Below are 20,631 nucleotides of genomic sequence, written 5' to 3' on the forward strand. Positions count from 1 at the left end.
ATATGAATATCATGACGGAAAAGACCCTCGAACAGGCAGTGAGCAGCCAGATGAGCGCCCAGACGAATGAAGTCATCAAGATGCGCGGTGACAAGGTGACCGTGCACTACGGCGAGAAACAGGCGCTCTTCGACGTCAATCTCGACATTCGCCAGAATCAGGTCACGGCACTGATCGGCCCCTCTGGCTGCGGCAAGTCCACCTTCCTGCGCTGCCTTAACCGCATGAACGACACGATCGACTCGGCCAAGGTCGGCGGCAAGATCACGCTGGACAGCGAGGACATCTACGATCCGAAGATCGACGTGGTGGAATTGCGTGCCCGCGTCGGCATGGTTTTCCAGAAGCCAAATCCGTTTCCGAAGTCGATCTATGAGAATGTCGCCTACGGACCACGCATCCATGGCCTGGCCAAGAACAAGGCCGAGATGGACCGCATCGTGGAATCCAGCCTGCAGAAAGCGGCGATCTGGAACGAGGTGAAGGACCGGCTCGGCGAGCCCGGCACCGGCCTTTCGGGCGGTCAGCAGCAGCGCCTGTGCATCGCGCGCGCCATTGCGGTTTCGCCGGAAGTCATCCTCATGGACGAACCGTGCTCGGCGCTCGATCCGATCGCGACCGCCAAGGTCGAGGAACTGATCGATGAACTGCGCCAGAATTATACGATCGTCATCGTAACGCACTCGATGCAGCAGGCTGCCCGCGTTTCGCAGCGTACGGCGATGTTCCACCTCGGCTATCTGGTCGAGGAGGGCGCCACCGACAAGATGTTCACCAATCCCGACGACAAGCGCACGCAGGACTACATCACCGGCCGTTTCGGCTGAATGAGCGATTGCTGCCGAGGAAAAACGAGGACACGAATATGGGCGAACATACCGTCGCGTCGTTCGACGAAGAGTTGGGACAGGTCAGCAGGCTCATCAGCGACATGGGAGAGCTCGCTTCTTCCATGGTCGCGAGCTCGACCAAGGCGCTGCTCAAATCCGATAACGGACTTGCCCAACGCGTCGTTTCCGACGACGCGATCATGGACGCGCGTCAGCGTGAACTCGACACACGCGCCATCACGCTGATCGCCAAGCGTCAGCCGATGGCGCAGGATCTGCGTGCCGTGGTCGGCGCCATCCGCATGGCCGGAGACCTGGAACGCATCGGCGACCTTGCCAAGAACATCGCCAAGCGGGTCGGTGCCGTCGGGCAGGGAGCCACACCGCGCGACCTCTCGCATTCGATCGACTCGATGGCGCAACTGGTCCTCGGCCAGGTTGACGGCGTCGTGGAAAAATACGCGGCGAGAGATGCCGAGGGCCTTGCCCAGCTTAGGGCTGATGATGAACGGATCGACGTGAAGTACACGTCCGTCTTCCGCGAACTCCTGACCTACATGATGGAAGACCCGCGCAACATCACCGCCTGCACCCATCTTTTGTTCTGCGCCAAGAACCTCGAACGCATCGGCGACCATGTCACCAACATTGCCGAGAACGCCTTCTTCGTGCTGACGGGCGAGCAGCTGCCGCCCAATCGGCCAAAACTCGACGAGACGGCCGCTGCCGTCCCGGCGGCCTGATCCACGGACGGACGGCAAGATGATCGCGCCGCGCGTCATGGTGGTAGAGGATGAGGAGCCGCTAGGCGTCCTGCTCCGCTACAATTTGGAATCCGAAGGTTATCAGGTCGAAGTGGTGGCCAGGGGAGATGAAGCCGAAATCCGGCTTCAGGAGAATGTTCCCGATCTTCTGGTACTCGACTGGATGGTGCCGGCCGTATCCGGCATCGAGCTGTGCCGCCGGCTAAGGATGCGCCCCGAAACCGAGCGCCTGCCGATCATCATGCTGACAGCACGTGGCGAGGAGAGCGACCGCGTACGCGGCCTTTCCACCGGCGCGGATGATTATCTGGTAAAGCCGTTCTCGATGCCGGAGTTCATGGCACGGGTTAAGGCTCTGCTGCGACGGGCCAAGCCGGAAGTGCTGTCTTCCGTACTCAAGGTCGGCGACATCGTGCTCGACCGCGAGTCGCACCGGGTCTATCGCAAGAAGAGCGAAATCCGGCTCGGACCCACCGAGTTCCGTCTGCTGGAGTTCATGATGCGTCATCCTGGCCGTGTCTTTTCGCGCAGCCAGCTGCTCGACAATGTCTGGGGCGAGACGATCTATATCGATGAGCGCACCGTGGACGTGCATGTCGGTCGGCTGCGCAAAGCGGTCAATAATGGTCGTATGCCGGACGTCATCCGGACCATCCGTGGTTCCGGCTACGCCATCCGCGAAGATTGATAAAGGCGCTCAGAGCGCTTCCGTTTCTACGGAAGCGCTCTGATCTCTTGTCTTTCAGCAATTCCGCACAGAAACCGCTACACACGTTCCCCGGAATTGCTCTAGCTTTCCTGAAGCGCTAATGCCGCCGGGCTGCCCAGCGCGAAGATTTCCTGATCGATGAAGGTCAGCGCGCGCATGGCGCAGCCCTCGCGGATCAGGATCTGTTCCTTGGGTTCGGTCGCGAAGACGATCGAGTCGGAGTACTGGCCACCGGCAGTCTCGGCAATCGCGCGCCGCAGTGCCGGTTCAATCAGGTCGAAAGCTGTCGCGCCGATCCCAACGAACGTCACCGGCGCAGGGTCGATGACGGAAAAGAGCGAACCGAGACTGTAGCCGAGGGCCGAGCCGGCCTGCTCATAGGCATCGCGTTCGGGACCAGCGCCGGCCCGGGCCTTGCCGGCCAAGGACAGCATCTCGTCATCCGGAATATCGGCAGCGGGTTCGGTATTTTCATCCAGCCCATGTGCGTTACGCCAGATCGCGTAATTGCCGGCATAGGCTTCGACGCAGCCGTGGCGGCCGCAGCGGCATCGCGCGCCTTTCGGTTTGTGAATCATGTGACCGAATTCACCGCCGGACGATTGTGTTCCTATGAACAACTCGCCGTTGAGCACGATGCCCATGCCGATACCGTGCGAGAGCAGTACCGCGATGAAGTCGTCGCGATAACGGTCCGTGCCGCGCCAGCGCAAAGCTACGGCCATCATGTTGCAGTCGTTCTCGACGATGACCGGAATGCCGAAGGCTTTTTCCAGGATATCCGCAAAAGGGATGTCGCCGTGCGGGGTGATCGGGGTCCACAGCATGGTGCGTGCTTGGGAATCGGCCGTGCCTTGAACAGCAAAGGCAATGCGCAGCACGCGGTGCTCGGCCAGACTTCGGTCGTCGAGCCGTCGCCGGACCATGTCCACGCATTCCCTGATCAGCGCCTCCCGCGGCAAGGACAGCGTGTCGAGCCGGCGCGTTTCTTCGGCCAGGATGTTGCCAGCGTAATCGATGGCGGCAGCCGTCAAAAGATTCAGTGAGAGAACGACGGTCAGTACGGCTGCGGCACCTGGATCGAGCTGCAATCCCACTTGCGGTCGCCCACGTTTCGACGCCGTCGGTTCACTGCGGCCCTCGCGCAGGATGCCCTCTGCGATAAGATCGGAGGATATGGCAGAAATGGTTGAGTGGCTGAGGCCGGTTATAGCAGTGATTTCCGTGCGTGAGGGCTCCTGCCCGGAACGGCGCACGGCGGAGATCACCATCGCACGGTTCCTGCGGCGCAAATCGTCGTGACGGATCCCGACAGTCATGTCCTTGCCGTTCCTCCCCGCCGGCCACATGGACACTGTGACCGTTGCGCTGGGTCACCGATGGCGTCCCAGAAGCGCTATTCGTGCATAGGTCGATGTTCGAGTGAAAGCAAAATGCGTTTCACTCCCACCGCCATGACGGCGCTTTCCTCCACAGATAGTGGCAGAACGTGCCATCTTCGTCATCATTATTTCGCGCTTCGAAAAAAATAAACTGCATCTTTCGAATCCCGTTGACAGAAGCGCGCGCCTGCGCGATTATTTTTTTTGAAGCTCGAAAAAAAGCTTCTCCAATGGCCAACGCACACAAGCGCGCCTTTGGGCGCGGGGAGGAAAAAATGAAGAGATTCACGTCCGCCGTCCTGGCGGGTGCTGCCATGACGCTTGCGCTCTCTGCTGTTGCCGAAGCGAAAGACAAAGTCATCGGCGTGTCCTGGTCCAATTTCCAGGAAGAGCGCTGGAAGACCGACGAAGCCGCGATGAAGAAGGCGATCGAGGCAGCCGGCGACAAATACATCTCCGCAGACGCGCAGTCCAACCCCGGCAAGCAACTCACCGACGTTGAAAGCTTGATCTCGCAGGGCGCCAATGCGCTCGTGATCCTCGCGCAGGACACCTCGGCAATCGGCCCGGCTGTGCAGAAGGCCGTGGACGAAGGTATCCCGGTCATCGCCTATGACCGTCTCATCGAAAACAAGGACGTCTTTTATCTGACCTTCGACAACAAGGAAGTCGGACGGTTGCAGGCAAAGGGTGTGTTCGATGCCAAGCCGGAAGGCAACTACGTCTTCATCAAGGGCTCCAGCACGGATCCTAATGCTGACTTCCTGTTCTCCGGTTCAATGGAAGTACTGAAAGCTGCGATCGATGCCGGCAAGATCAAGAATGTCGGTGAGGCCTACACGGATGGCTGGCTGCCGGCGAATGCCCAGAAGAACATGGAGCAGTTCCTGACGGCGAACGACAACAAGGTCGATGCCGTCGTGGCCGCCAATGACGGGACCGCCGGCGGCGCCATTGCGGCGTTGGCAGCACAGGGCCTCGCGGGCTCTGTTCCGGTCTCCGGCCAGGATGGCGACCATGCCGCGCTGAACCGCATCGCGCTCGGCACGCAGACCGTTTCGGTGTTCAAGGACGCCCGCGATCTCGGCAAGAACGCCGCCGAAATCGCGGCCCAACTCGCCGAGGGCAAGAAGATGGCTGACATCGCCAACGTTACCGATTTCACCACGCCAGGCGGCAACACTGTCAAGTCCGTGTTCCTGACACCGGTGGCGATCACCAAGGACAATCTCAATGTCGTAATCGACGCTGGATGGGTCTCCAAAGATGTCGTCTGCCAGGGCGTGAAGGCTGGCTCCGTGAAGGCCTGCGACTAAACGCATCTGCGGCAATGGATGAGACCACGGCGTGAGAGCCGTGGTCTTTTGTAACGGCTCCTTGCCCGGGAGCTGACAAATCCCTGTAAAGTGGCATGCCATGACCGCCAACGCGGCACATGCCTTGGGAGGAATATCATGACTGATACGACCTCAAACGCGCCGGTCGATCGCGCCCGCGCAGCCGAACTCAGTGCCATCGGGCGCTTTCTCAAGGCGACGGAGCTTGATACCCGCATGCTTGGGATGGTCGCGGCTTTGCTGATCATCTGGCTCGGTTTGCATTTCCTTTCAGGCGGCTTGTTCCTGACACCGCGCAACCTGTGGAACCTGTCGGTGCAGACTTCGTCCGTTGCCATCATGGCAACCGGCATGGTTCTGGTCATCGTCATGCGCAACATCGACCTGTCGGTCGGTTCGGTCGAAGGCGTGGTCGGCATGGTCATGGGCGTGGCCCAGGCCGAGTTCCTGATCCGGGTCGTTGGAATGCAACTCGGCAATCCCTGGCTTTGGGTGATTGCACTCATCACCGGCATCGTGGTCGGCTTGGCAATCGGCGCGTTGCAAGGCTTCATCATCGCCTATCTGGATGTGCCGGCCTTCATCGTCACATTGGGTGGCTTGCTGGTCTGGCGCGGCGTTGCCTGGTGGATCACCAGTGGCCGCACCGTGGCGCCGATGGATGCCACCTTCCAGCTCATGGGCGGCGGTCCGGCGGGCTCGATCGGGTCAAGCTGGAGCTGGATTCTCGGCATTGCCGCTTGTGCCGGCGTGGTTGCCTTGCTGCTCAACGGCCGGGTACAGCGCAAGCGTTTCAAGTTCCCGTTGCGCCCGGTATGGGCCGAGTTCTTTCTGGGTACCATCGCCTGCGTCGTCATACTCGGCGCGGTGAAGATAGCCAATTCCTATCCGTGGCCGGCCGGTGTCGTGAACAAATATGCCGCCGCCAACAACATCTCGGTTCCCGAAGGCGGGCTTTTCATCGCACATGGCATCGCCATTCCGGTGCTCATGGCCATCGCTGTTGGATTGGTGATGACCTTCATCACCAATCGCACGCGCTTCGGCCGCTATGTCTTCGCCATCGGCGGTAATCCGGAAGCGGCCAACCTCGCGGGTATTAACACCCGCTGGATCACCATGAAGGTGTTCATGATCATGGGCGTGTTGGCCGCGATCGCCGCCGCCATTTCGTCGGCCCGCCTGAACGCCTCGACCAATTCGCTCGGCACGCTGGACGAGTTGCTGGTTATCGCGGCGGCGGTCATCGGCGGAACTTCGCTCGCCGGCGGTTCCGGCACGATCATCGGCGCAATGCTTGGCGCATTGCTGATGCAATCGCTGCAATCGGGCATGGTTTTGCTCGGCCTCGATACGCCGCTGCAGAACATCGTCGTGGGGCTGGTGCTGGTTGTCGCCGTCTGGCTCGACACCATGTACCGCAAGCGCGTCTAGAAAGGGCCAGAACCATGGAACAGACCCAAACCCCGCTCGTCGAAATGAGGAATATCTCCATCGCGTTCGGCGGCATTCGCGCCGTGGACGGTGCCAGTTGCGATCTCTACCCCGGTGAAGTCGTCGCACTGCTTGGCCACAACGGCGCCGGCAAATCGACCTTCATCAAGATCCTGTCCGGCGCCTACAAGCGCGATTCCGGCCAGATCTTCATCAATGGCGAAGAGGCAGCAATTTCCAATCCACGCGATGCCAAGAAATACGGCATCGAGACGATTTACCAGACGCTCGCCCTGGCCGACAATGTTGACGCCGCCGCCAATCTTTTCCTCGGCCGGGAAGTCATGACCAAATACGGCACGCTCGACGATGCCGCCATGGAAGCCGAGGCGCGCAAGGTGATGGGTCGCCTCAATCCCCGCTTCCAACGGTTCAAGGAGCCAGTCGTCAAACTCTCCGGCGGCCAGCGGCAATCGGTAGCGATCGCGCGCGCTATCCTGTTCAACGCGCGCATTCTAATCATGGATGAACCGACAGCAGCCCTCGGCCCCCAGGAAACGGCTCAGGTGGGTGAACTGGTGAAGCAGCTCAAGACTGACGGGCTCGGCATTTTCCTGATCAGCCACGACATTCATGACGTGTTCGACCTCGCCGACCGTGTCTGCGTGATGAAGAACGGCCAGGTCGTGGGTACTGCGCGGACGCAGGATGTCACGAAGGACGAAGTGCTCGGAATGATCATCCTGGGCAAATGCCCGCCCGGTGCCATTCCAGGGCCAGGTGCACTCAAAGAGGCCGCGTAGCACCATTTGTCAGCAATGCCGGCTTGAGGACTTGTCGCTACCAGGCTAACAAAGCATACCGCTTTCGGTTTGTTTTTCCGTGGTCTAAAAGGGCCACGGGGGCTCCTGCGGGCTAGCGGCTGATTTTGAAAAAGTTTTTCCCGACGATCGCTTTCGTTGCCGTCGCCTTGGCCAGCCTTGTGTTGGCCGGCTTCGCCTATTTTGCCTCGCGCGATGCGGCCCGAATCAAGTTCGAAGCAGCGGCCGACGACGCCGTCAGCCGCATGGAAAGCAGACTTGACCTGCACATGTCGCTGCTGCGGGCGACCGAGGCATTCTTCAGCGCCCAGTCGGGTGAAGTTTCGCGCGCCGAATTCGAAAGGTTCTACAAGACCCTGGACGTCGACGGGAATCTCGCGGGCCTGCTTGGCCTGGGTTATCTCAAACTGGTCAGGCCAGGCGAGGAGGGCGCCGCTGAACAGGAAATACAACGTAACTATGGTCTTAGCCGAACCATTCTGCCGACCGCCGGTGTCCCCTGGCAGGCACCTGTAATGTTGCTCGAGCCGGCAGATAAGGAAGGCATGCGCTACCTTGGCTTCGACGTCGCAGCCGATCCTGCCTCGCGAGCGGCCATGGAGCAGACGATCGCCGACAACAAGCTGCATAGCAGCGGCCGGCGCATGCTCGATCCTTTGTCCAGCTGGAAGGATCAGTCCGAATCGATGGTCACCGGGTTCGTGATCTTCGCCAGGCTCGGTTCGGGAGACGCGGCGCAGAATGAGGATCCGGTAAAGGACACCAAAGGGTTTCTCTATGCGATTTTTCGCGCGCGAGACCTGTTCGATGTGATCCTCGGCAAGGCTCCGCAACTGCCCGTCAACATCGAGGCTTATGACCAGTCGATCGATCCGAACAACCTCTTGTTCCGGTCGGATGCACCGCCGGTGCACGGTTACGGTCTGAAGACCGTTCGTATGATCGAGGTTGCCGGCAGGCCGTGGGCCATCGTGCTGCGGCCGACTGCCGCCTTTACCGAGCCTTCTTCGCCGTTCGTACCGGTCGTGCTTGGCTTGTTCGGATTGCTGCTTGCAGGAACGATCGCAATGATCGCACGCTACCAGGAGCGGGCGTTCGATGCCGCCTCCCAACTGCACGAAACGACCGAGAAAAGCCTGCTGGAGAAGGATTTGATGCTCCAGGAGATGCGGCATCGGATCAAGAATTCTATCGCCCGTGTTCTGGCGATTTCCCGTCAGACGGCGGCCCATTCGGCAGACCTCAAGGAATTCACGAATTCCTTTTCGGCGAGACTTCAATCGATGGCTGCCTCGCAGGACATGCTGACACGTTCTCGGCGTCAACAGGCCGATCTCGGGGACTTGCTGCGCGTCGAACTCAGCCAGGTCTTCGGCAAGGAATTGCCCGATGGCTTGCTTTCCGGCCCGCAGATCATGCTCGACGAAACCATGACTCAGGCGCTTGGACTTACCTTCCATGAACTCGCCACCAACGCTTTGAAGTACGGCGAAGCCGGCAATTCTGTCGGTGCACTGAAGGTGGATTGGTCAGTCGAAGGCAAGGGGCGCGAGCGGACGTTGGCGTTCAACTGGACAGAGACCGGCAAGACGAAGCTGGAAGCCCCGACCAAGACAGGCTTCGGCACGCGGCTGATCGACATGAACATTACACGCGAGCTGCGTGGCACGATCGATCGTGAGTTCCGCGATGATGGACTGCGGGTGAGGATACGGCTTCCTTATCCTAACTGAAGGCTGCCGCCGGGTGAACGAAAAAGAGGCCGGCTAGCCGGCCTCTTTCCGCAGATTTGAAGAGTTGGAGCGTCCTTTGCGCATCCCAAACGGGTGTGCGGCCGCTCCAGCGCTGCCCTGATCAGTTGCAGCGACGGGTGTAGATGCGGCCGGTGTCCGGATCGCGATACTGGCAGTAGCCATTGCGCAGGTTGCGAACCAGCAGGCCGCCACCAGCGCCGACGGCCGCTCCGATGGCTGCGCCCTTCCAGCCGCCCGCCACGCCGCCGATCAATGCTCCGGCAGCGGTACCGACGGAAACGTCCTGTTCCGTGGTGGTGCAAGCACTGAGGGCGAGCACACCCGCCAGAGCCAAAATAGTCTTACGCATCAATTTACTCCTCTCGCTTGAAGTCCCTCGCATTACAGCGCGGCGTCCACTTCCAAGCGGTTCTTTAGCATGGCTGGAGGGATTTTGTCTGCCCCCTCAATTGCTTGGCTCGCAAGGTGGTCTTTTTCGGGGCAGGCGACACGCGACGTGTCACGACACCGGGCTATCTCACCAGGAAAATCAGAGCCACGATCATCGCCATTGCGCAGGCGATCACAAGCAAGACGGGTGCGGGCTTGAGATTTCGGGGTTTTATTTCCGGAGCCGCGGGCTCTTCGAAATTTCCCAGCGCCAGCCGCGCCGCTCGCTCCAAGCCGTGCATATCGCCGGTCGCCACGATATCCCCTCTCCAAGCCTTGCGTTGGCTTCTATCCATACGCCGGCAAAGTATCGGAAATCATGGTGAATAGCGGGTTAAGGCTTGTTGCGCGGTCAGTCGGCAGCGAAATTGCCCGCCGGGACCACGAGGTGGTACTCAACCCGGTCGTCGGCAATCTCGAAGGTCGCCATGCCGTCGAGAGCTGCGGGAACCACGCGTTCCAATGCCACGGAGCCGAAACGCTTCTGATCGATCGGATTGCTGCAAGACGGGAAGCGTTCGCTCCAGCGCAGCCACAGGGCTGGCGGGTTCGCGTCAAGATCAGCGAGTCCGGCGGTAACATCGACAATGCCATCCGACTGCGAGAGAGCGCCGTAGCTCATCGAATTGACAACGAGTTCATGTACGGCAAGGCCGATATGGAGCGCAGCGTTGGGGTTGAGAAACGGATCCACCCCTTCGAAACGCAGGCTTCGAGCCGGTTCGGCGCCATAGCGCTCCATCTGACCCTCGATCAGTTCACGAAGACGGGCGCCGCGCCAGTTGGAGGATGTCACCAGGTCCTGAGAAGAAGAGAGAGACTGGAGACGCCCTCTAAAACGGGTCAGGAAATCACCGATGTCGCTCGAATAGCGGCCGGTCTGGCTGGCGATGCCCTGGATGATGGCGAGAAGATTCTTGGAGCGATGGCTGACCTCGCGCAGCAGCGTCTTAAGCGTCTGCTCGCGGCGTTTCTGTTCCGTAACTTCGACCCAGGTCGAGACCACGCCTTGGACAACGCCTGCATCATCCAGATCGGCGTCGATCCATATATCGAACCAGCGTACACCGTCTTCGTGCGGCATACTCACCTCGATGCGTCCGGAATCTCCTGTCTCCAGCACGTCGCGCTGGGCAGCTTCTATCCGTTCCAATTGCGCTGGAGGGAGACCCCCGCCTTTCTTTTTCGGAACCAGGGGAGCGAGAATGTTCCGCGTCCAAACCTTGGTCAGCGACAGATCGTGGTAAGCGACATAAATCCCGGTGTGCCTCAATGCTATGTTGAAGGCGCGCCTGATCTGGGCGTCGCAACCCGGAGGCAGATCATCCTGTTCGACGCGCCGGCCCGTGGTCGCCTCGGCAAGCGCTGTCTGGATGTTCTCGTTCGCCGGCAGGCTCATCTGGCGCTCTGCACTTCCATGATTTCGGATGCGCCTTGGCTCACGCTCGCTTGAATATGCCGGCAAGCAGCGAGATGACGAGGAAGGCCAGGAAAATGAAGAACAGGATCTTGGCCAGACCCGCGGACGCCCCCGCTATGCCGCCGAATCCGAGTGCGCCGGCCACGATCGCCACGACCAGAAAAACCAGCGCCCAGTACAGCATGAACCGACTCCTTCGATTGATGCGACAGAACGTGCTGTCGCCTATGTTTGTTCCGCTCTGCTGCGAAAAACACGATCGAAGCCGTCTTCGTCAAGCCGCGGCCTTGGCCTGGCGATCAAAGAACAGCGCCTGGCTGATCAATGCCTTGACCATGTCGGGGTTGAATGGCTTGGTAACGAGGAAAGTCGGTTCCGGCCGTTCGCCCGTGAGCAAACGCTCAGGAAACGCCGTGATGAAGATCACCGGCACGGAAGCGGCCCGAAGAATGTCGTTGACGGCATCGATGCCGGAGCTGCCATCAGCCAGTTGGATATCGGCCAGCACCATCTTTGGCCGGGCTTTTGCAAAGAGTGCCACCGCTTCAGATTGGGTTCGGGCTATGCCGACCACCCGGTGGCCGAGACTTTCCACCATCTCCTCGATATCCATGGCGATCAGCGGCTCGTCCTCGATGATGAGGATGTCGGTGGCGACCTGGCGGGAAATCTCATTGCTCGCCTCGACGAGCAGTTGAGCGAAGCGATCTTCGCCGACATTGAGGATCTCCGCCCCTTCGGCTTCATTGAAGCCCTCGACGGCGACCAACAGGAACGCCTGCCTCGGCAGGGGAGCGAGGGCATCGAGGTTGGCGGCCGCCCGCTCTTCCCACCCGGTAGGCTCCTCGCCCTTGGGAACACGGATGGCAACGGACGTGAACAACTTCGCGAAGATCTTATAGAGTGCTATCCGATCGGACGACCCTTGAAAAATAGAGGTGTCGGCGATGATTGCCTCCAACATGGTCGCAACCATGGCATCTCCGCTATGTTGAGAGCCGGATACCGCACGCGCGAAACGGCGTAGATAAGGAAGATGCGGTGCGATAGTGGCGGACAAACCCATGATAAACGGCTCCCTCGGATGGCGTCACTGTACGGTAGCGGATAGAAGTATATGAATACCCGGGACAACGAACGCTGCTGCTACGAAAAAGTTCCATCGCGGCGGAACCATTGTCTGGGGGAGACGTTACCGGCCAACCAGGCGAACGGAAAGACGCTGCCTGTCGGAACCAAGCCGGAAACAGCTCGGGGGACTGGATAAAAGGCGAATGAAAGATACCACCAAGACTGGCGCCGGCGCGCGCCAGGCCGGTTCTGCCGATCTCCTCGGCACCAATTCCGAAATCGGCCGCAAACTTAAGCAATATTACGACGAACTCGTTTCCGACGACGTGCCGGATCGTTTTGCCCAGTTGCTGGCGCAATTGGAGCAGGTCGAACCAGGGCGCAAAAAGGACTGACGCATGTCCGCATCCGAGGGCTTCCGGACCGACCTGCTCGGCGCCATCCCGAGCCTGCGCGCTTTTGCCGTGTCATTGACCCAGAATGCTGACCGGGCTGATGATCTTGTCCAGGAGACCCTGGTCAAGGCCTGGGACAAGCAGGAGAGTTTCCAGCTCGGCACCAACCTGAAGGCCTGGCTTTTCACGATCCTACGCAACGAATTTTATTCGCAGATGCGCAAACGCGGACGTGAGGTACAGGACAGCGACGGCATCATGACCGCGCGACTGGCGATTCATCCATCCCAACACGGGCAGCTCGATCTCAAGGATTTCCGTGCGGCGCTGGAACAACTGCCGGAAGATCAACGCGAGGCAATCATCCTGATCGGTGCTTCCGGCTTCTCCTATGAGGAAGCGGCGGAAATCTGCGGTTGCGCTGTCGGCACCATCAAGAGCCGCGTCAGCCGTGCCCGCACGCGACTGCAGGAAATCCTGCAGATTTCGGGCGACGACGATTTCGGGCCTGATGCGATATCGAGCCAGGTCACCGGGTCGTCGGCGCTCTGAAGCGCGTTTTTTGCAACTGGACGGACGCGGCGAAACAATTTTCAGTGGAACCAGCCCCTTAATACGGGGTTGAGGTGATGCCGGTGCGCGGGCGCGGTAAAAACGCAGGGAGTTCAGCATGGCCAGAACCACGGAAAAGATCAGCGAAACCACCAAATCCACTGCCGATCTCGAAGCCGATATCCGACAATTGCAAGCCGATATCGAAAAGCTGACGCGACAGCTCGCTGAAACGGGCGAACACGGGTTCACCGCCGCGCGGCGTGTGGCCGCCCAGGGTGCCGAGCATCTGCGCCAACAAGGCGAGGCTGCAATGGAGAAGCTGCGTGGCAACGCCCATGATATAGAAGATCAACTCGCGGCGACGGTTCGTGAGAAGCCCATCACCGCGCTTGCCATGGCGGCGGGTGCCGGCTTCCTCTTTGCACTTTTGTCCCGACGCTGATCTGCGGGCATCAGAGTGGGATCCCTGGCCTCGCTTCTTGTCAGCTTCGTTACCGGCGAAGCTGGCACCATCGCAAAACAGGTTCGCGGCGCAGCCATCGCCTACGGTCTGGCGCTGCTGGGCGCTTTGGTCGGGATGTGTTTCCTGGTACTGGCCGCTTATCTATGGGCAGCCAGACGATTTGGTTCGATCGAGGCGGCGCTGGGGTTCGGGATCGGATTCGTGGTGCTCGCTGGCGTGATCGTCACCTCTTACCGTTTGATGGAAAAAAAACGAGCCCGTCGTCGCGCCCGGCGTCGCAAGAGCGATTTCTCGGCATTGGCTCTTGCTGCCGGAGTGGCTGCGTTGCCGGAACTCCTGCGCAGCAAGAGAGGGCTCGGTGCTCTGCTTGGACCCCTTGCCGCGCTTTTTGCCTTTGCGGTCTATCGGGAGAATTTTCCTCCCAAGCCGGAAGATCCAGCGGGAGGAAGCGGGGATTCCAAACCCGATTGATGTCGCCTGAGTGAACGAGGATTTGTCATCGTTCACGTTTAGAGCACAGTCCTTCCTGTTCTCGCCGTCTTTGCCGGCGCCTGCCGCACGCTCATATTGGCGTCGACAGCGGCCACGGGGCCGCATCGGAGAGAAAGGGCAAAGTCATGCTCACCCAGATCAAGGGCCTGCACCACGTCACGTCGATGGCGGCGGATGCGCGCCAGAACAACGATTTCTTCACACATAAGCTCGGCCTGCGCAGGGTGAAGAAAACGGTCAATTTCGATGCGCCGGACGTCTATCATCTCTACTACGCGGACGAATTCGGCACACCGGGCTCGGTGATGACCTATTTTCCGTTTCCCAATATCGGCAAGGGCCGGCACGGCGTTGGCGAGGTTGGAACTACAGTCTTCTCCGTCCCGGAAGGTACGCTGCCTTACTGGCAAGGGCGTTTTGCCGAGCAGGGCGTTGGCGGAGTCGCGGCCGAAGAAACATTCGGCGAGAAACGGCTGAAGTTTCTCGGACCGGACGGCGATGGTTTTGCCCTTGTCGAAGACAAGGCCGACACCCGTGCTCCTTGGCTCAAGGGCGGTGTTCCTGCCGACGAAGCGATCCGTGGTTTCCATTCGGTGTCGATGCGATTGAAGGACGGCGGCGCTACCGAAGAATTGCTGAAGTTCATGGGCTATGAAGAAGTCGATCGCGCCGGCAACGTGGCCAGGATGGCGCTGAAAAACGGCAACGGCGCCGATGTCATAGATATCGAAACCTTGCCGGCTGCGTCCTTCGCTGGGCTGGGTGCCGGGTCTGTGCACCACGTTGCCTTCGCCGTTGAGGATCGCGCAAAGCAGCTCGAAGTCCGCAAGGCACTGATGGACACCGGCTACCAGGTAACACCGGTGATCGATCGGGATTATTTCTGGGCGATCTACTTCCGTACGCCGGGCGGTGTGCTGTTCGAGGTCGCGACCAACGAACCCGGTTTCGATCGGGACGAAGACACGGCCCATCTCGGCGAGGCATTGAAACTGCCCACGCAGCACCAGCATCTGCGGCCCTATTTGGAAAAGCATCTGCAGTCGCTGGAAGGTTGACTCAAATCCGGACACTCGCCGTCGCTCGCGGCGAGTGGCTCCCTCGGAAGGAGAGCGAAAATGTCGAACGATTCCTACATTCATAAAATTCTGTCAGGCGTGCCAGGTGGCCCGGCCCTGTTCGTTTTCCATGGTACCGGAGGAGACGAGCAGCAGTTCCTCGGTCTCGGACGTGAGCTCTTACCCGATGCGACAATCGTTTCGCCGCGCGGTGACGTATCCGAGTTCGGTGCCGCGCGTTTCTTTCGTCGCACGGGTGAAGGTGTATACGATCTGGATGATCTGGCGCGGGCCACGACAAAGATGACGGAGTTCATCCGTGCGCAGGTCAGGGTATTAAAACCTGCGGCGGTACTGGGGCTGGGTTATTCCAACGGCGCCAACATTCTCGCTTCCGTGGTCTTTGCCGACCCGGCACTGTTTGATGCCGCTGTGCTGATGCATCCCCTGATACCGTTCGAGCCGCAGCTGGCAGGCAGTCTCGCCGGCCGTCCTATGCTGATCACAGCGGGCCGGCGCGATCCCATCTGCCCGCCAAATCTGACCAATCGGCTCGATGCCTATTTGCGTGCCGCAGACGCCGATGTCACAGTGGAATGGCACGAAGGTGGCCATGAAGTGCGGCCGAACGAAATCGAAGCGGCGAGACGATTTCTGTCTGCCCAATTGGTGAAGGGAGCCTAGCATGGCTGATCAGTTGCCTGAGATCGAACTGCAGGATCACGGCTCCAAGGGCCGCTACGTGTTGCGTAGCCCCGGCGGCGCCGAGGCCGAGATGACTTTCACCAAAGTCGGCGAGCACAAGATCATCATCGATCATACGGAAGTCCCGGATGTTTTTCGCGGCCAAGGTGCTGGTCTGAGGCTGGTGACACGGGCAGTCGAAGATGCCCGCGCATCGCAAAAAAAGATCATCCCGTTGTGCCCGTTTGCCGCAGCGCAGTTCCGGCGTCATGCCGAGTGGGCCGACGTCCTGGCCAGCTGAGTACTCCTATTAAGTTTCCCATTGTCCGGTTGAACAAATTTTGACGTGGACTTGAGGTCTCGAGCGCGTAACAAGTCGCCGTGTCGGTGCGAACAATCTAGGAGCGGTGCCTGTGGCGGGCATGAATGAAGCCGAGCTCGCTCGACTGATGAGGGCGGCAACCGCAGGTGACGAAAAAGCCTATGCCGAGTTCCTGCGCGGAACCGCAGCGATCGTTCGCAGTTTCGCGCGGCGCAAGATCGTGCAGGGCGGTGTCGATCCCGAGGACGTCGTGCAGGAGACCTTGCTGGCCATTCATCTCAAACGGCACACCTGGCGGCAGGATGCGCCCATTTTGCCATGGATCTATGCGATTGCGCGTTTCAAGATGATCGATGCCTTCCGCCGCCGCGGCCGGCGCATCGAAATTGCCATCGAGGAGTTTGCCGAGACCTTGGCGGAGCCCGAGCAGGAAACCGTCAGCGAGCGCGATATAGGCCGCGCCTTGGATAGCCTGCCGCCGGGCCAGCGTGTCGTGGTCTCGTCGATTTCCGTCGATGGCAATTCAATTGGAGAGACGGCCAGGAAACTCAACATGAACGAGACGGCTGTCCGGGTCGCGTTGCATCGCGGGCTGGCAGCCATCGCCAAGCGGTTCGGACGGGGCTGAGATGAAGACGGACGAGCTGATCAGGACGCTTGGCGCCGATGCGAAAAGCACAGTGATGCCGCTCGGCAAGGTTTGGTTCGCGGCACTGCTGTTTGCTTTGGCCGCTGCCGCTTTCCTGCTTTTCATGACGATCGGAATGCGCCCCGATTTCATGCAGGCGATGGAGACGGTCCGCTTCCTGTTCAAATTCGTGTTCACGAGCACCGTGGCGATCACTGCTTTTCTGGCGCTGCGGATGCTGGCCCTGCCGGGGGCGGCTGTCGGAAAATTCGGCCGCTGGCTTCTTCTTGGCCCGCTGCTCATGCTCGCGGCCGTCATGCTGGAGTTGCTGGCAATTCCGTCGAGCGACTGGGGGCGGCGGCTCGTCGGCAACAATATGTTCGTCTGCCTGACTTTCATTCCGCTTGTTGGCCTTTGCCCACTTGCTGCCCTCGTTGCCACGCTCAAGCATGCCGCGCCGACGAGGCCGACGCTTGCAGGCGCGGTCGCTGGTCTGCTGGCTGGAGGGGTGGCCGCCACCTTTTATGCCGCGCATTGCGTCGATGATTCACCGTTGTTCGTCGCGACCTGGTACAGCCTGGGCATCGCTATCCTCGCTGGGCTGGGAGCGTTGGCAGGCCGCTTTTTCGTGCGTTGGTAATTCGCCAATAAAACAGCAAAATCTTATAGATGCGGATATATGCCAAGTTCGCGTTCACAGCCCTAAATAGTGGGCATGCCCTCTATGCAATCATTCCTTAAATGGGTTACTTCATGATGGCAGAAGGGATGCGCCTGGTTGGGTAGATAACGTTGTGACGTTTCACCATCTACAAGGACGTGGCCCGGGCAAATATCTGGCGGCGGTTGCGCTGGGCTTGGGCTATCTGATTGCGGCAGCGGCTTCGATCCTGCTGTCGAGAGTTGGCGACGGGGTTGCCACGGTTTGGCTCGCATCCGCGTTTGCCTTTGCGATATTGGCCAGGCGCCAATACCCAGCCGGCTGGATAGACTACGCAGCCATTGCGCTCGCCACACTGGTCTCCAATCTGCTCTTTGGCTCGTCCCCAGCCATGGGAGCGCTGTTTGTCGTCGTCAACGTCGGCCACGCGGCGCTATCACTCTGGCTGGTTGCTCGTTTCGCCGGTGGACTGCCCGTTAAAACAGCGCCGCCGGCCCGCATGTTTTCGCTTATCCTTTTTCTGACCGCGGTCGTTGCCGACGCTATAACCGGTCTCGCTTTTGCCGGAGCTGCCCATACGCTTTACGGCTGGCCGATTGTTTCGACGGCTTGGACATTCTTGTCCAGTAATGCGCTGGGTTACGCATTGCTCCTGCCGTTCTCGGTGTACGTAACACGGTCCGAAATCTCAGCGCTCCTGAAGCCGCGGTCGCTATTTCGCTTCGCGTTGATGACGTCGATCTGCGCAGGTCTGGCCTATGTGGCGCTCAGCCAGAGCCGTTACCCATTTGCGCTCGCGATGCTCCCTTTGATGGTCATCGCGCCGAGATTGGCTCATCTCGAACTTGCACTAGTCTGTGCGTTCACCGGGGCAGTTTGCGTCGCCGCAGCGATGGGTGGGTTCATGCCTGGCATCGACGGTGGTGTGGAGATGCTCAGCGACGGGTTCCAGGTCTCCGTTGCCATCATCGTATCAACGCCTTTCCTGGTCGGCCTCTACATCAAGCATATCAAAGAGGACCATGCTCGCCTGGCCGATGCCGAGACGCGCTGGAATTTCGCACTCGCCAGTGCTGGACAAGGCGTCTGGGACGCCGACATGCGCCGCAATACGGTTCACTATTCCACCACGTGGAAGAAGATGCTCGGCTACGAGGATCACGAACTCGGCAACGACCCAGACCTTTGGCTTGAGCTTGCGCATCCCGACGATGTCGCACGCATGGCCGCCGCCGATCACGATCATATGGAAGGACGTACGCTGGAATACAAACTCGAGTTCCGCATGCGCCATAAAAGCGGGCGCTGGATTTGGGTGTCGGATCACGGCAAAGCGATAGAGCGCGAGCCCGACGGGCGTGTGGCCCGCGCGATCGGCTCGATGACGGATATCACCGAGCGTAAGGAAGCCGAGGAACGACTGATTGTTTCCGCGGCTCTTCTCGCCGACGAGAAGGAACGGTTGCGGGTGATGCTGCAGTCGATCGGCGATGCCGTCATCGGCACGGACGCCGACAACAACATCACCTTCATGAATCCGGTAGCGGAAAAACTTACCGGCGTCACCAGCCTCGCTTCGCTCGGCAAACCGCTCGGCTTCGTCTATCGTGTTGTTGACGAGGAAACCGGGCGGCGGCTCGACGAACCGCACCTTGCCGGCAGCAGGCTGGACCGGGCTGAACATAACAGCCGCGCCGTTCTCGTGCGCGGCGACGGCACGCGCTTCAGCATTCGTCAGGTCGTATCCCCGATCCTGAGCGAACAAAACGAATTCAGCGGCTCGGTCATCGTTTTCCAGGACTTTACCGACGCGCGAACATTGCAGCGGCAACTCGCCCATGCCGCCACGCATGACGCGTTGACAGGTCTTGCCAATCGGCCAAGCTTTATACGAACGGTCGAGGATTTCCTTGCCAAGACCAGGCAGGATGGTTCCCGCTATCAGCTGATGTTCATTGACCTCGATCATTTCAAACCGGTCAACGATACCAGCGGGCACGCGGCCGGCGACGCGTTGTTGCGGCAAGTGGCCTCGACGATAAAGGCGGCCTTGGCGCCGACGGATATCGTGGCCAGGTTTGGCGGCGACGAATTCGCGGTGGTGTTGATGTCGCCTTCGCTTGCCGATGGCGAGAAGGCTGCTCTGGCGGTCCTTGGTGCGGTCAGTGCGCTGGAATTCATCTGGGAGGGGCAGACCCACCGCGTTTCTTCCAGCATCGGTCTCACGTCGATCGCGGCCGACGCCGGAGAGGCCAACGAAATCATCGCAAGAGCCGACGCTGCCTGTTATGCTGCCAAGGCGGCGGGCCGGAACTGCGCCTTCATGGCCTTGCCCGGCTCTGCATCCGGCGTCGCCACACCGATGACGCGCGTGGCAACGGGAACCTGACGTTCAAAAGTAAGCCCGCACCGCATCCGGGATAGAAGCCCGAAAAGCAGAACCGATCATCGGACAGGATGAGGCGCCAATTTGGAGCGGGTCAACGTGTCGGTACGGGATGCTCGCCGCGATAGTCGTAGAAGCCGCGTCCGGACTTGCGGCCAAGCCAGCCGGCTTCGACATATTTCACCAGCAACGGGCAAGGGCGGTATTTGGAATCCGATAGACCTTCGTGCAGCACCTGCATGATCGACAGACAGGTATCGAGCCCGATGAAGTCGGCAAGCTGCAGCGGACCCATCGGATGGTTGGCGCCGAGTTTCATGGCGGTGTCGATGGCTTCCACAGAACCGACACCTTCGTACAGCGTGTAGATCGCCTCGTTGATCATCGGCAACAGGATGCGATTGACGATGAATGCCGGGAAATCCTCCGAGACGGTGATCGTCTTGTCGAGCTGCTTCACATAGGCCTTAGCCAGTTCGAAGGTCTGGTCTTCGGTGGCGATGCCGCGCACCAGTTCGACCAGCTTCATCACCGGAACGGGGTTCATGAAATGGATGCCGATGAAGCGTTCCGGGCGATCGGTCTGCGCCGCAAGTCGCGTGATCGATATCGAGGACGTGTTGGTCGCGAGCACCGCAGTCGGATTTAATTGCGGGCATAGTTGCGCGTAGATCTTGCGCTTGATCGTCTCGTCTTCGGTTGCGGCCTCGATAACCAGGTCCGCGGCAGCAAGATCCGCCATCGCCGCAGCGGAACCGATGCGGGACATGGCATTCTTGCGTTCCGTTTCGTCCAGCTTGCCGGACGCCACCTGGCGAGCCAGGTTGCCGGAGATCGTGGCGATGCCCTTTTCGATCCGGTCGACTGAGACATCGTAAAGCAGGACATTGTAGCCGGCCAATGCCGAGACATGGGCAATGCCGCCCCCCATCTGGCCCGCGCCGATGATGCCAACTGTTTCGATCTTGCCGGTCATTCGCTATCCCGCCAACGCTTCTTCTTGTTTTGTGCGATGCAAACTAAATGGCCGGGGTAG

General features: G+C 60.0%; 24 protein-coding genes. 17 read left to right on the forward strand and 7 right to left on the reverse strand.

Annotated elements, in window-relative coordinates; translation table 11 throughout:
- Window positions 1–2 precede the first annotated feature (2 nt).
- From pstB to phoB, 3 genes are read left to right on the forward strand one after another with little or no spacing between them, the layout of a single operon-like run.
- Window positions 3–827 (forward strand): phosphate ABC transporter ATP-binding protein PstB, encoded by an 825-nt coding sequence (gene pstB, locus L4923_RS05935; RefSeq protein ID WP_239362750.1) that lies wholly within the window; start codon window positions 3–5, stop codon window positions 825–827.
- 38 nt (window positions 828–865) lie between these two features.
- Window positions 866–1,573, forward strand: coding sequence for a phosphate signaling complex protein PhoU (gene phoU, locus L4923_RS05940; protein ID WP_239362751.1), 708 nt, complete (start codon window positions 866–868; stop codon window positions 1,571–1,573).
- A 19-nt stretch (window positions 1,574–1,592) separates the two neighbouring features.
- Entirely contained in the window at window positions 1,593–2,282 is a 690-nt protein-coding gene (gene phoB / locus L4923_RS05945) for a phosphate regulon transcriptional regulator PhoB (protein ID WP_036254589.1), read from the forward strand.
- Window positions 2,283–2,383: 101 nt separating this feature from the next.
- Here phoB and L4923_RS05950 read toward each other — a convergent pair whose 3' ends face one another.
- Window positions 2,384–3,622: an ROK family protein gene (locus tag L4923_RS05950; protein WP_239362752.1), complete on the reverse strand. Its 1,239-nt coding sequence runs from the start codon at window positions 3,620–3,622 to the stop codon at window positions 2,384–2,386.
- Window positions 3,623–3,960: 338 nt separating this feature from the next.
- Here L4923_RS05950 and xylF point away from each other — a divergent pair, with 338 nt between their 5' ends.
- The 4 genes from xylF (at window position 3,961) to L4923_RS05970 (ending at window position 9,010) form a co-directional block, all read left to right on the forward strand.
- Window positions 3,961–5,001 (forward strand): D-xylose ABC transporter substrate-binding protein, encoded by a 1,041-nt coding sequence (gene xylF / locus L4923_RS05955; RefSeq protein ID WP_239362753.1) that lies wholly within the window; start codon window positions 3,961–3,963, stop codon window positions 4,999–5,001.
- A gap of 138 nt (window positions 5,002–5,139) precedes the next feature.
- Complete coding sequence (locus L4923_RS05960) at window positions 5,140–6,456, forward strand: sugar ABC transporter permease (protein ID WP_239362754.1); 1,317 nt, start codon at window positions 5,140–5,142, stop codon at window positions 6,454–6,456.
- Between the two features lie 14 nt (window positions 6,457–6,470).
- Window positions 6,471–7,259, forward strand: coding sequence for an ATP-binding cassette domain-containing protein (locus L4923_RS05965; protein WP_239362756.1), 789 nt, complete (start codon window positions 6,471–6,473; stop codon window positions 7,257–7,259).
- 125 nt (window positions 7,260–7,384) lie between these two features.
- Window positions 7,385–9,010 (forward strand): CHASE domain-containing protein, encoded by a 1,626-nt coding sequence (locus L4923_RS05970; RefSeq protein WP_239362759.1) that lies wholly within the window; start codon window positions 7,385–7,387, stop codon window positions 9,008–9,010.
- A gap of 121 nt (window positions 9,011–9,131) precedes the next feature.
- On the opposite strand, the gene L4923_RS05975 is transcribed toward L4923_RS05970, so the two are convergent.
- From L4923_RS05975 to L4923_RS05995, 5 genes are all read right to left on the reverse strand, one after another.
- On the reverse strand, window positions 9,132–9,380 hold the full coding sequence (locus L4923_RS05975; protein WP_239362761.1) for a YMGG-like glycine zipper-containing protein: 249 nt from the start codon (window positions 9,378–9,380) through the stop codon (window positions 9,132–9,134).
- Between the two features lie 163 nt (window positions 9,381–9,543).
- Window positions 9,544–9,717, reverse strand: a complete 174-nt coding sequence (locus tag L4923_RS05980; protein ID WP_239362763.1) for a hypothetical protein — start codon at window positions 9,715–9,717, stop codon at window positions 9,544–9,546.
- Between the two features lie 95 nt (window positions 9,718–9,812).
- Window positions 9,813–10,859, reverse strand: coding sequence for a sensor histidine kinase (locus tag L4923_RS05985; RefSeq protein WP_239362765.1), 1,047 nt, complete (start codon window positions 10,857–10,859; stop codon window positions 9,813–9,815).
- A 40-nt stretch (window positions 10,860–10,899) separates the two neighbouring features.
- Window positions 10,900–11,064, reverse strand: a complete 165-nt coding sequence (locus tag L4923_RS05990) for a DUF1328 domain-containing protein (RefSeq protein WP_024922700.1) — start codon at window positions 11,062–11,064, stop codon at window positions 10,900–10,902.
- Window positions 11,065–11,154: 90 nt separating this feature from the next.
- On the reverse strand, window positions 11,155–11,946 hold the full coding sequence (locus tag L4923_RS05995; protein WP_239362767.1) for a response regulator: 792 nt from the start codon (window positions 11,944–11,946) through the stop codon (window positions 11,155–11,157).
- A gap of 208 nt (window positions 11,947–12,154) precedes the next feature.
- Here L4923_RS05995 and L4923_RS06000 point away from each other — a divergent pair, with 208 nt between their 5' ends.
- From L4923_RS06000 to L4923_RS06045, 10 genes are all read left to right on the forward strand, one after another.
- A complete protein-coding gene (locus L4923_RS06000; RefSeq protein WP_239362768.1) occupies window positions 12,155–12,346 on the forward strand; it encodes a NepR family anti-sigma factor in 192 nt (63 codons plus the stop codon).
- Between the two features lie 3 nt (window positions 12,347–12,349).
- On the forward strand, window positions 12,350–12,898 hold the full coding sequence (locus tag L4923_RS06005) for an RNA polymerase sigma factor (RefSeq protein WP_239362769.1): 549 nt from the start codon (window positions 12,350–12,352) through the stop codon (window positions 12,896–12,898).
- Window positions 12,899–13,016: 118 nt separating this feature from the next.
- Window positions 13,017–13,343: an ElaB/YgaM/YqjD family protein gene (locus tag L4923_RS06010; RefSeq protein WP_239362770.1), complete on the forward strand. Its 327-nt coding sequence runs from the start codon at window positions 13,017–13,019 to the stop codon at window positions 13,341–13,343.
- A 15-nt stretch (window positions 13,344–13,358) separates the two neighbouring features.
- Window positions 13,359–13,835, forward strand: coding sequence for a hypothetical protein (locus tag L4923_RS06015; protein WP_239362771.1), 477 nt, complete (start codon window positions 13,359–13,361; stop codon window positions 13,833–13,835).
- 146 nt (window positions 13,836–13,981) lie between these two features.
- Window positions 13,982–14,914 carry a VOC family protein gene (locus L4923_RS06020; RefSeq protein WP_239362772.1) on the forward strand — a complete coding sequence of 311 codons (933 nt, stop codon included), beginning with the start codon at window positions 13,982–13,984 and terminating at the stop codon, window positions 14,912–14,914.
- A gap of 60 nt (window positions 14,915–14,974) precedes the next feature.
- Window positions 14,975–15,598 (forward strand): alpha/beta hydrolase, encoded by a 624-nt coding sequence (locus L4923_RS06025; RefSeq protein ID WP_239362773.1) that lies wholly within the window; start codon window positions 14,975–14,977, stop codon window positions 15,596–15,598.
- Between the two features lies 1 nt (window position 15,599).
- Window positions 15,600–15,899, forward strand: a complete 300-nt coding sequence (locus L4923_RS06030; protein ID WP_239362776.1) for a GNAT family N-acetyltransferase — start codon at window positions 15,600–15,602, stop codon at window positions 15,897–15,899.
- A 112-nt stretch (window positions 15,900–16,011) separates the two neighbouring features.
- Window positions 16,012–16,548: a sigma-70 family RNA polymerase sigma factor gene (locus L4923_RS06035; protein WP_239362780.1), complete on the forward strand. Its 537-nt coding sequence runs from the start codon at window positions 16,012–16,014 to the stop codon at window positions 16,546–16,548.
- Between the two features lies 1 nt (window position 16,549).
- On the forward strand, window positions 16,550–17,188 hold the full coding sequence (locus L4923_RS06040) for an NrsF family protein (protein WP_239362782.1): 639 nt from the start codon (window positions 16,550–16,552) through the stop codon (window positions 17,186–17,188).
- 154 nt (window positions 17,189–17,342) lie between these two features.
- Window positions 17,343–19,598, forward strand: a complete 2,256-nt coding sequence (locus L4923_RS06045; RefSeq protein WP_239362784.1) for a diguanylate cyclase domain-containing protein — start codon at window positions 17,343–17,345, stop codon at window positions 19,596–19,598.
- Window positions 19,599–19,689: 91 nt separating this feature from the next.
- Here L4923_RS06045 and L4923_RS06050 read toward each other — a convergent pair whose 3' ends face one another.
- On the reverse strand, window positions 19,690–20,571 hold the full coding sequence (locus L4923_RS06050; protein WP_239362786.1) for a 3-hydroxybutyryl-CoA dehydrogenase: 882 nt from the start codon (window positions 20,569–20,571) through the stop codon (window positions 19,690–19,692).
- Window positions 20,572–20,631: the final 60 nt, after the last annotated feature.

Origin of the sequence: Terribium retamae, from assembly GCF_022347545.1 — a bacterium.
Taxonomy (GTDB): domain Bacteria; phylum Pseudomonadota; class Alphaproteobacteria; order Rhizobiales; family Rhizobiaceae; genus Mesorhizobium; species Mesorhizobium retamae.

Excerpts from the sequence above, each read along its gene's own strand:
- phoU (WP_239362751.1), top strand. The coding sequence starts at position 866 with ATGGGCGAACATACCGTCGCGTCGTTCGACGAAGAGTTGGGACAGGTC.
- L4923_RS05965 (WP_239362756.1), top strand. The coding sequence starts at position 6,471 with ATGGAACAGACCCAAACCCCGCTCGTCGAAATGAGGAATATCTCCATC.
- L4923_RS05985 (WP_239362765.1), bottom strand. The coding sequence starts at position 10,859 with ATGAGCCTGCCGGCGAACGAGAACATCCAGACAGCGCTTGCCGAGGCG.
- L4923_RS05995 (WP_239362767.1), bottom strand. The coding sequence starts at position 11,946 with ATGGGTTTGTCCGCCACTATCGCACCGCATCTTCCTTATCTACGCCGT.
- L4923_RS06040 (WP_239362782.1), top strand. The coding sequence starts at position 16,550 with ATGAAGACGGACGAGCTGATCAGGACGCTTGGCGCCGATGCGAAAAGC.
- L4923_RS05950 (WP_239362752.1), bottom strand. The coding sequence starts at position 3,622 with ATGACTGTCGGGATCCGTCACGACGATTTGCGCCGCAGGAACCGTGCG.
- phoB (WP_036254589.1), top strand. The coding sequence starts at position 1,593 with ATGATCGCGCCGCGCGTCATGGTGGTAGAGGATGAGGAGCCGCTAGGC.
- L4923_RS06050 (WP_239362786.1), bottom strand. The coding sequence starts at position 20,571 with ATGACCGGCAAGATCGAAACAGTTGGCATCATCGGCGCGGGCCAGATG.
- L4923_RS05990 (WP_024922700.1), bottom strand. The coding sequence starts at position 11,064 with ATGCTGTACTGGGCGCTGGTTTTTCTGGTCGTGGCGATCGTGGCCGGC.
- L4923_RS05975 (WP_239362761.1), bottom strand. The coding sequence starts at position 9,380 with ATGCGTAAGACTATTTTGGCTCTGGCGGGTGTGCTCGCCCTCAGTGCT.
- pstB (WP_239362750.1), top strand. The coding sequence starts at position 3 with ATGAATATCATGACGGAAAAGACCCTCGAACAGGCAGTGAGCAGCCAG.
- L4923_RS06030 (WP_239362776.1), top strand. The coding sequence starts at position 15,600 with ATGGCTGATCAGTTGCCTGAGATCGAACTGCAGGATCACGGCTCCAAG.
- L4923_RS05960 (WP_239362754.1), top strand. The coding sequence starts at position 5,140 with ATGACTGATACGACCTCAAACGCGCCGGTCGATCGCGCCCGCGCAGCC.
- L4923_RS06020 (WP_239362772.1), top strand. The coding sequence starts at position 13,982 with ATGCTCACCCAGATCAAGGGCCTGCACCACGTCACGTCGATGGCGGCG.
- L4923_RS06010 (WP_239362770.1), top strand. The coding sequence starts at position 13,017 with ATGGCCAGAACCACGGAAAAGATCAGCGAAACCACCAAATCCACTGCC.
- L4923_RS06005 (WP_239362769.1), top strand. The coding sequence starts at position 12,350 with ATGTCCGCATCCGAGGGCTTCCGGACCGACCTGCTCGGCGCCATCCCG.
- L4923_RS06000 (WP_239362768.1), top strand. The coding sequence starts at position 12,155 with ATGAAAGATACCACCAAGACTGGCGCCGGCGCGCGCCAGGCCGGTTCT.
- xylF (WP_239362753.1), top strand. The coding sequence starts at position 3,961 with ATGAAGAGATTCACGTCCGCCGTCCTGGCGGGTGCTGCCATGACGCTT.
- L4923_RS06025 (WP_239362773.1), top strand. The coding sequence starts at position 14,975 with ATGTCGAACGATTCCTACATTCATAAAATTCTGTCAGGCGTGCCAGGT.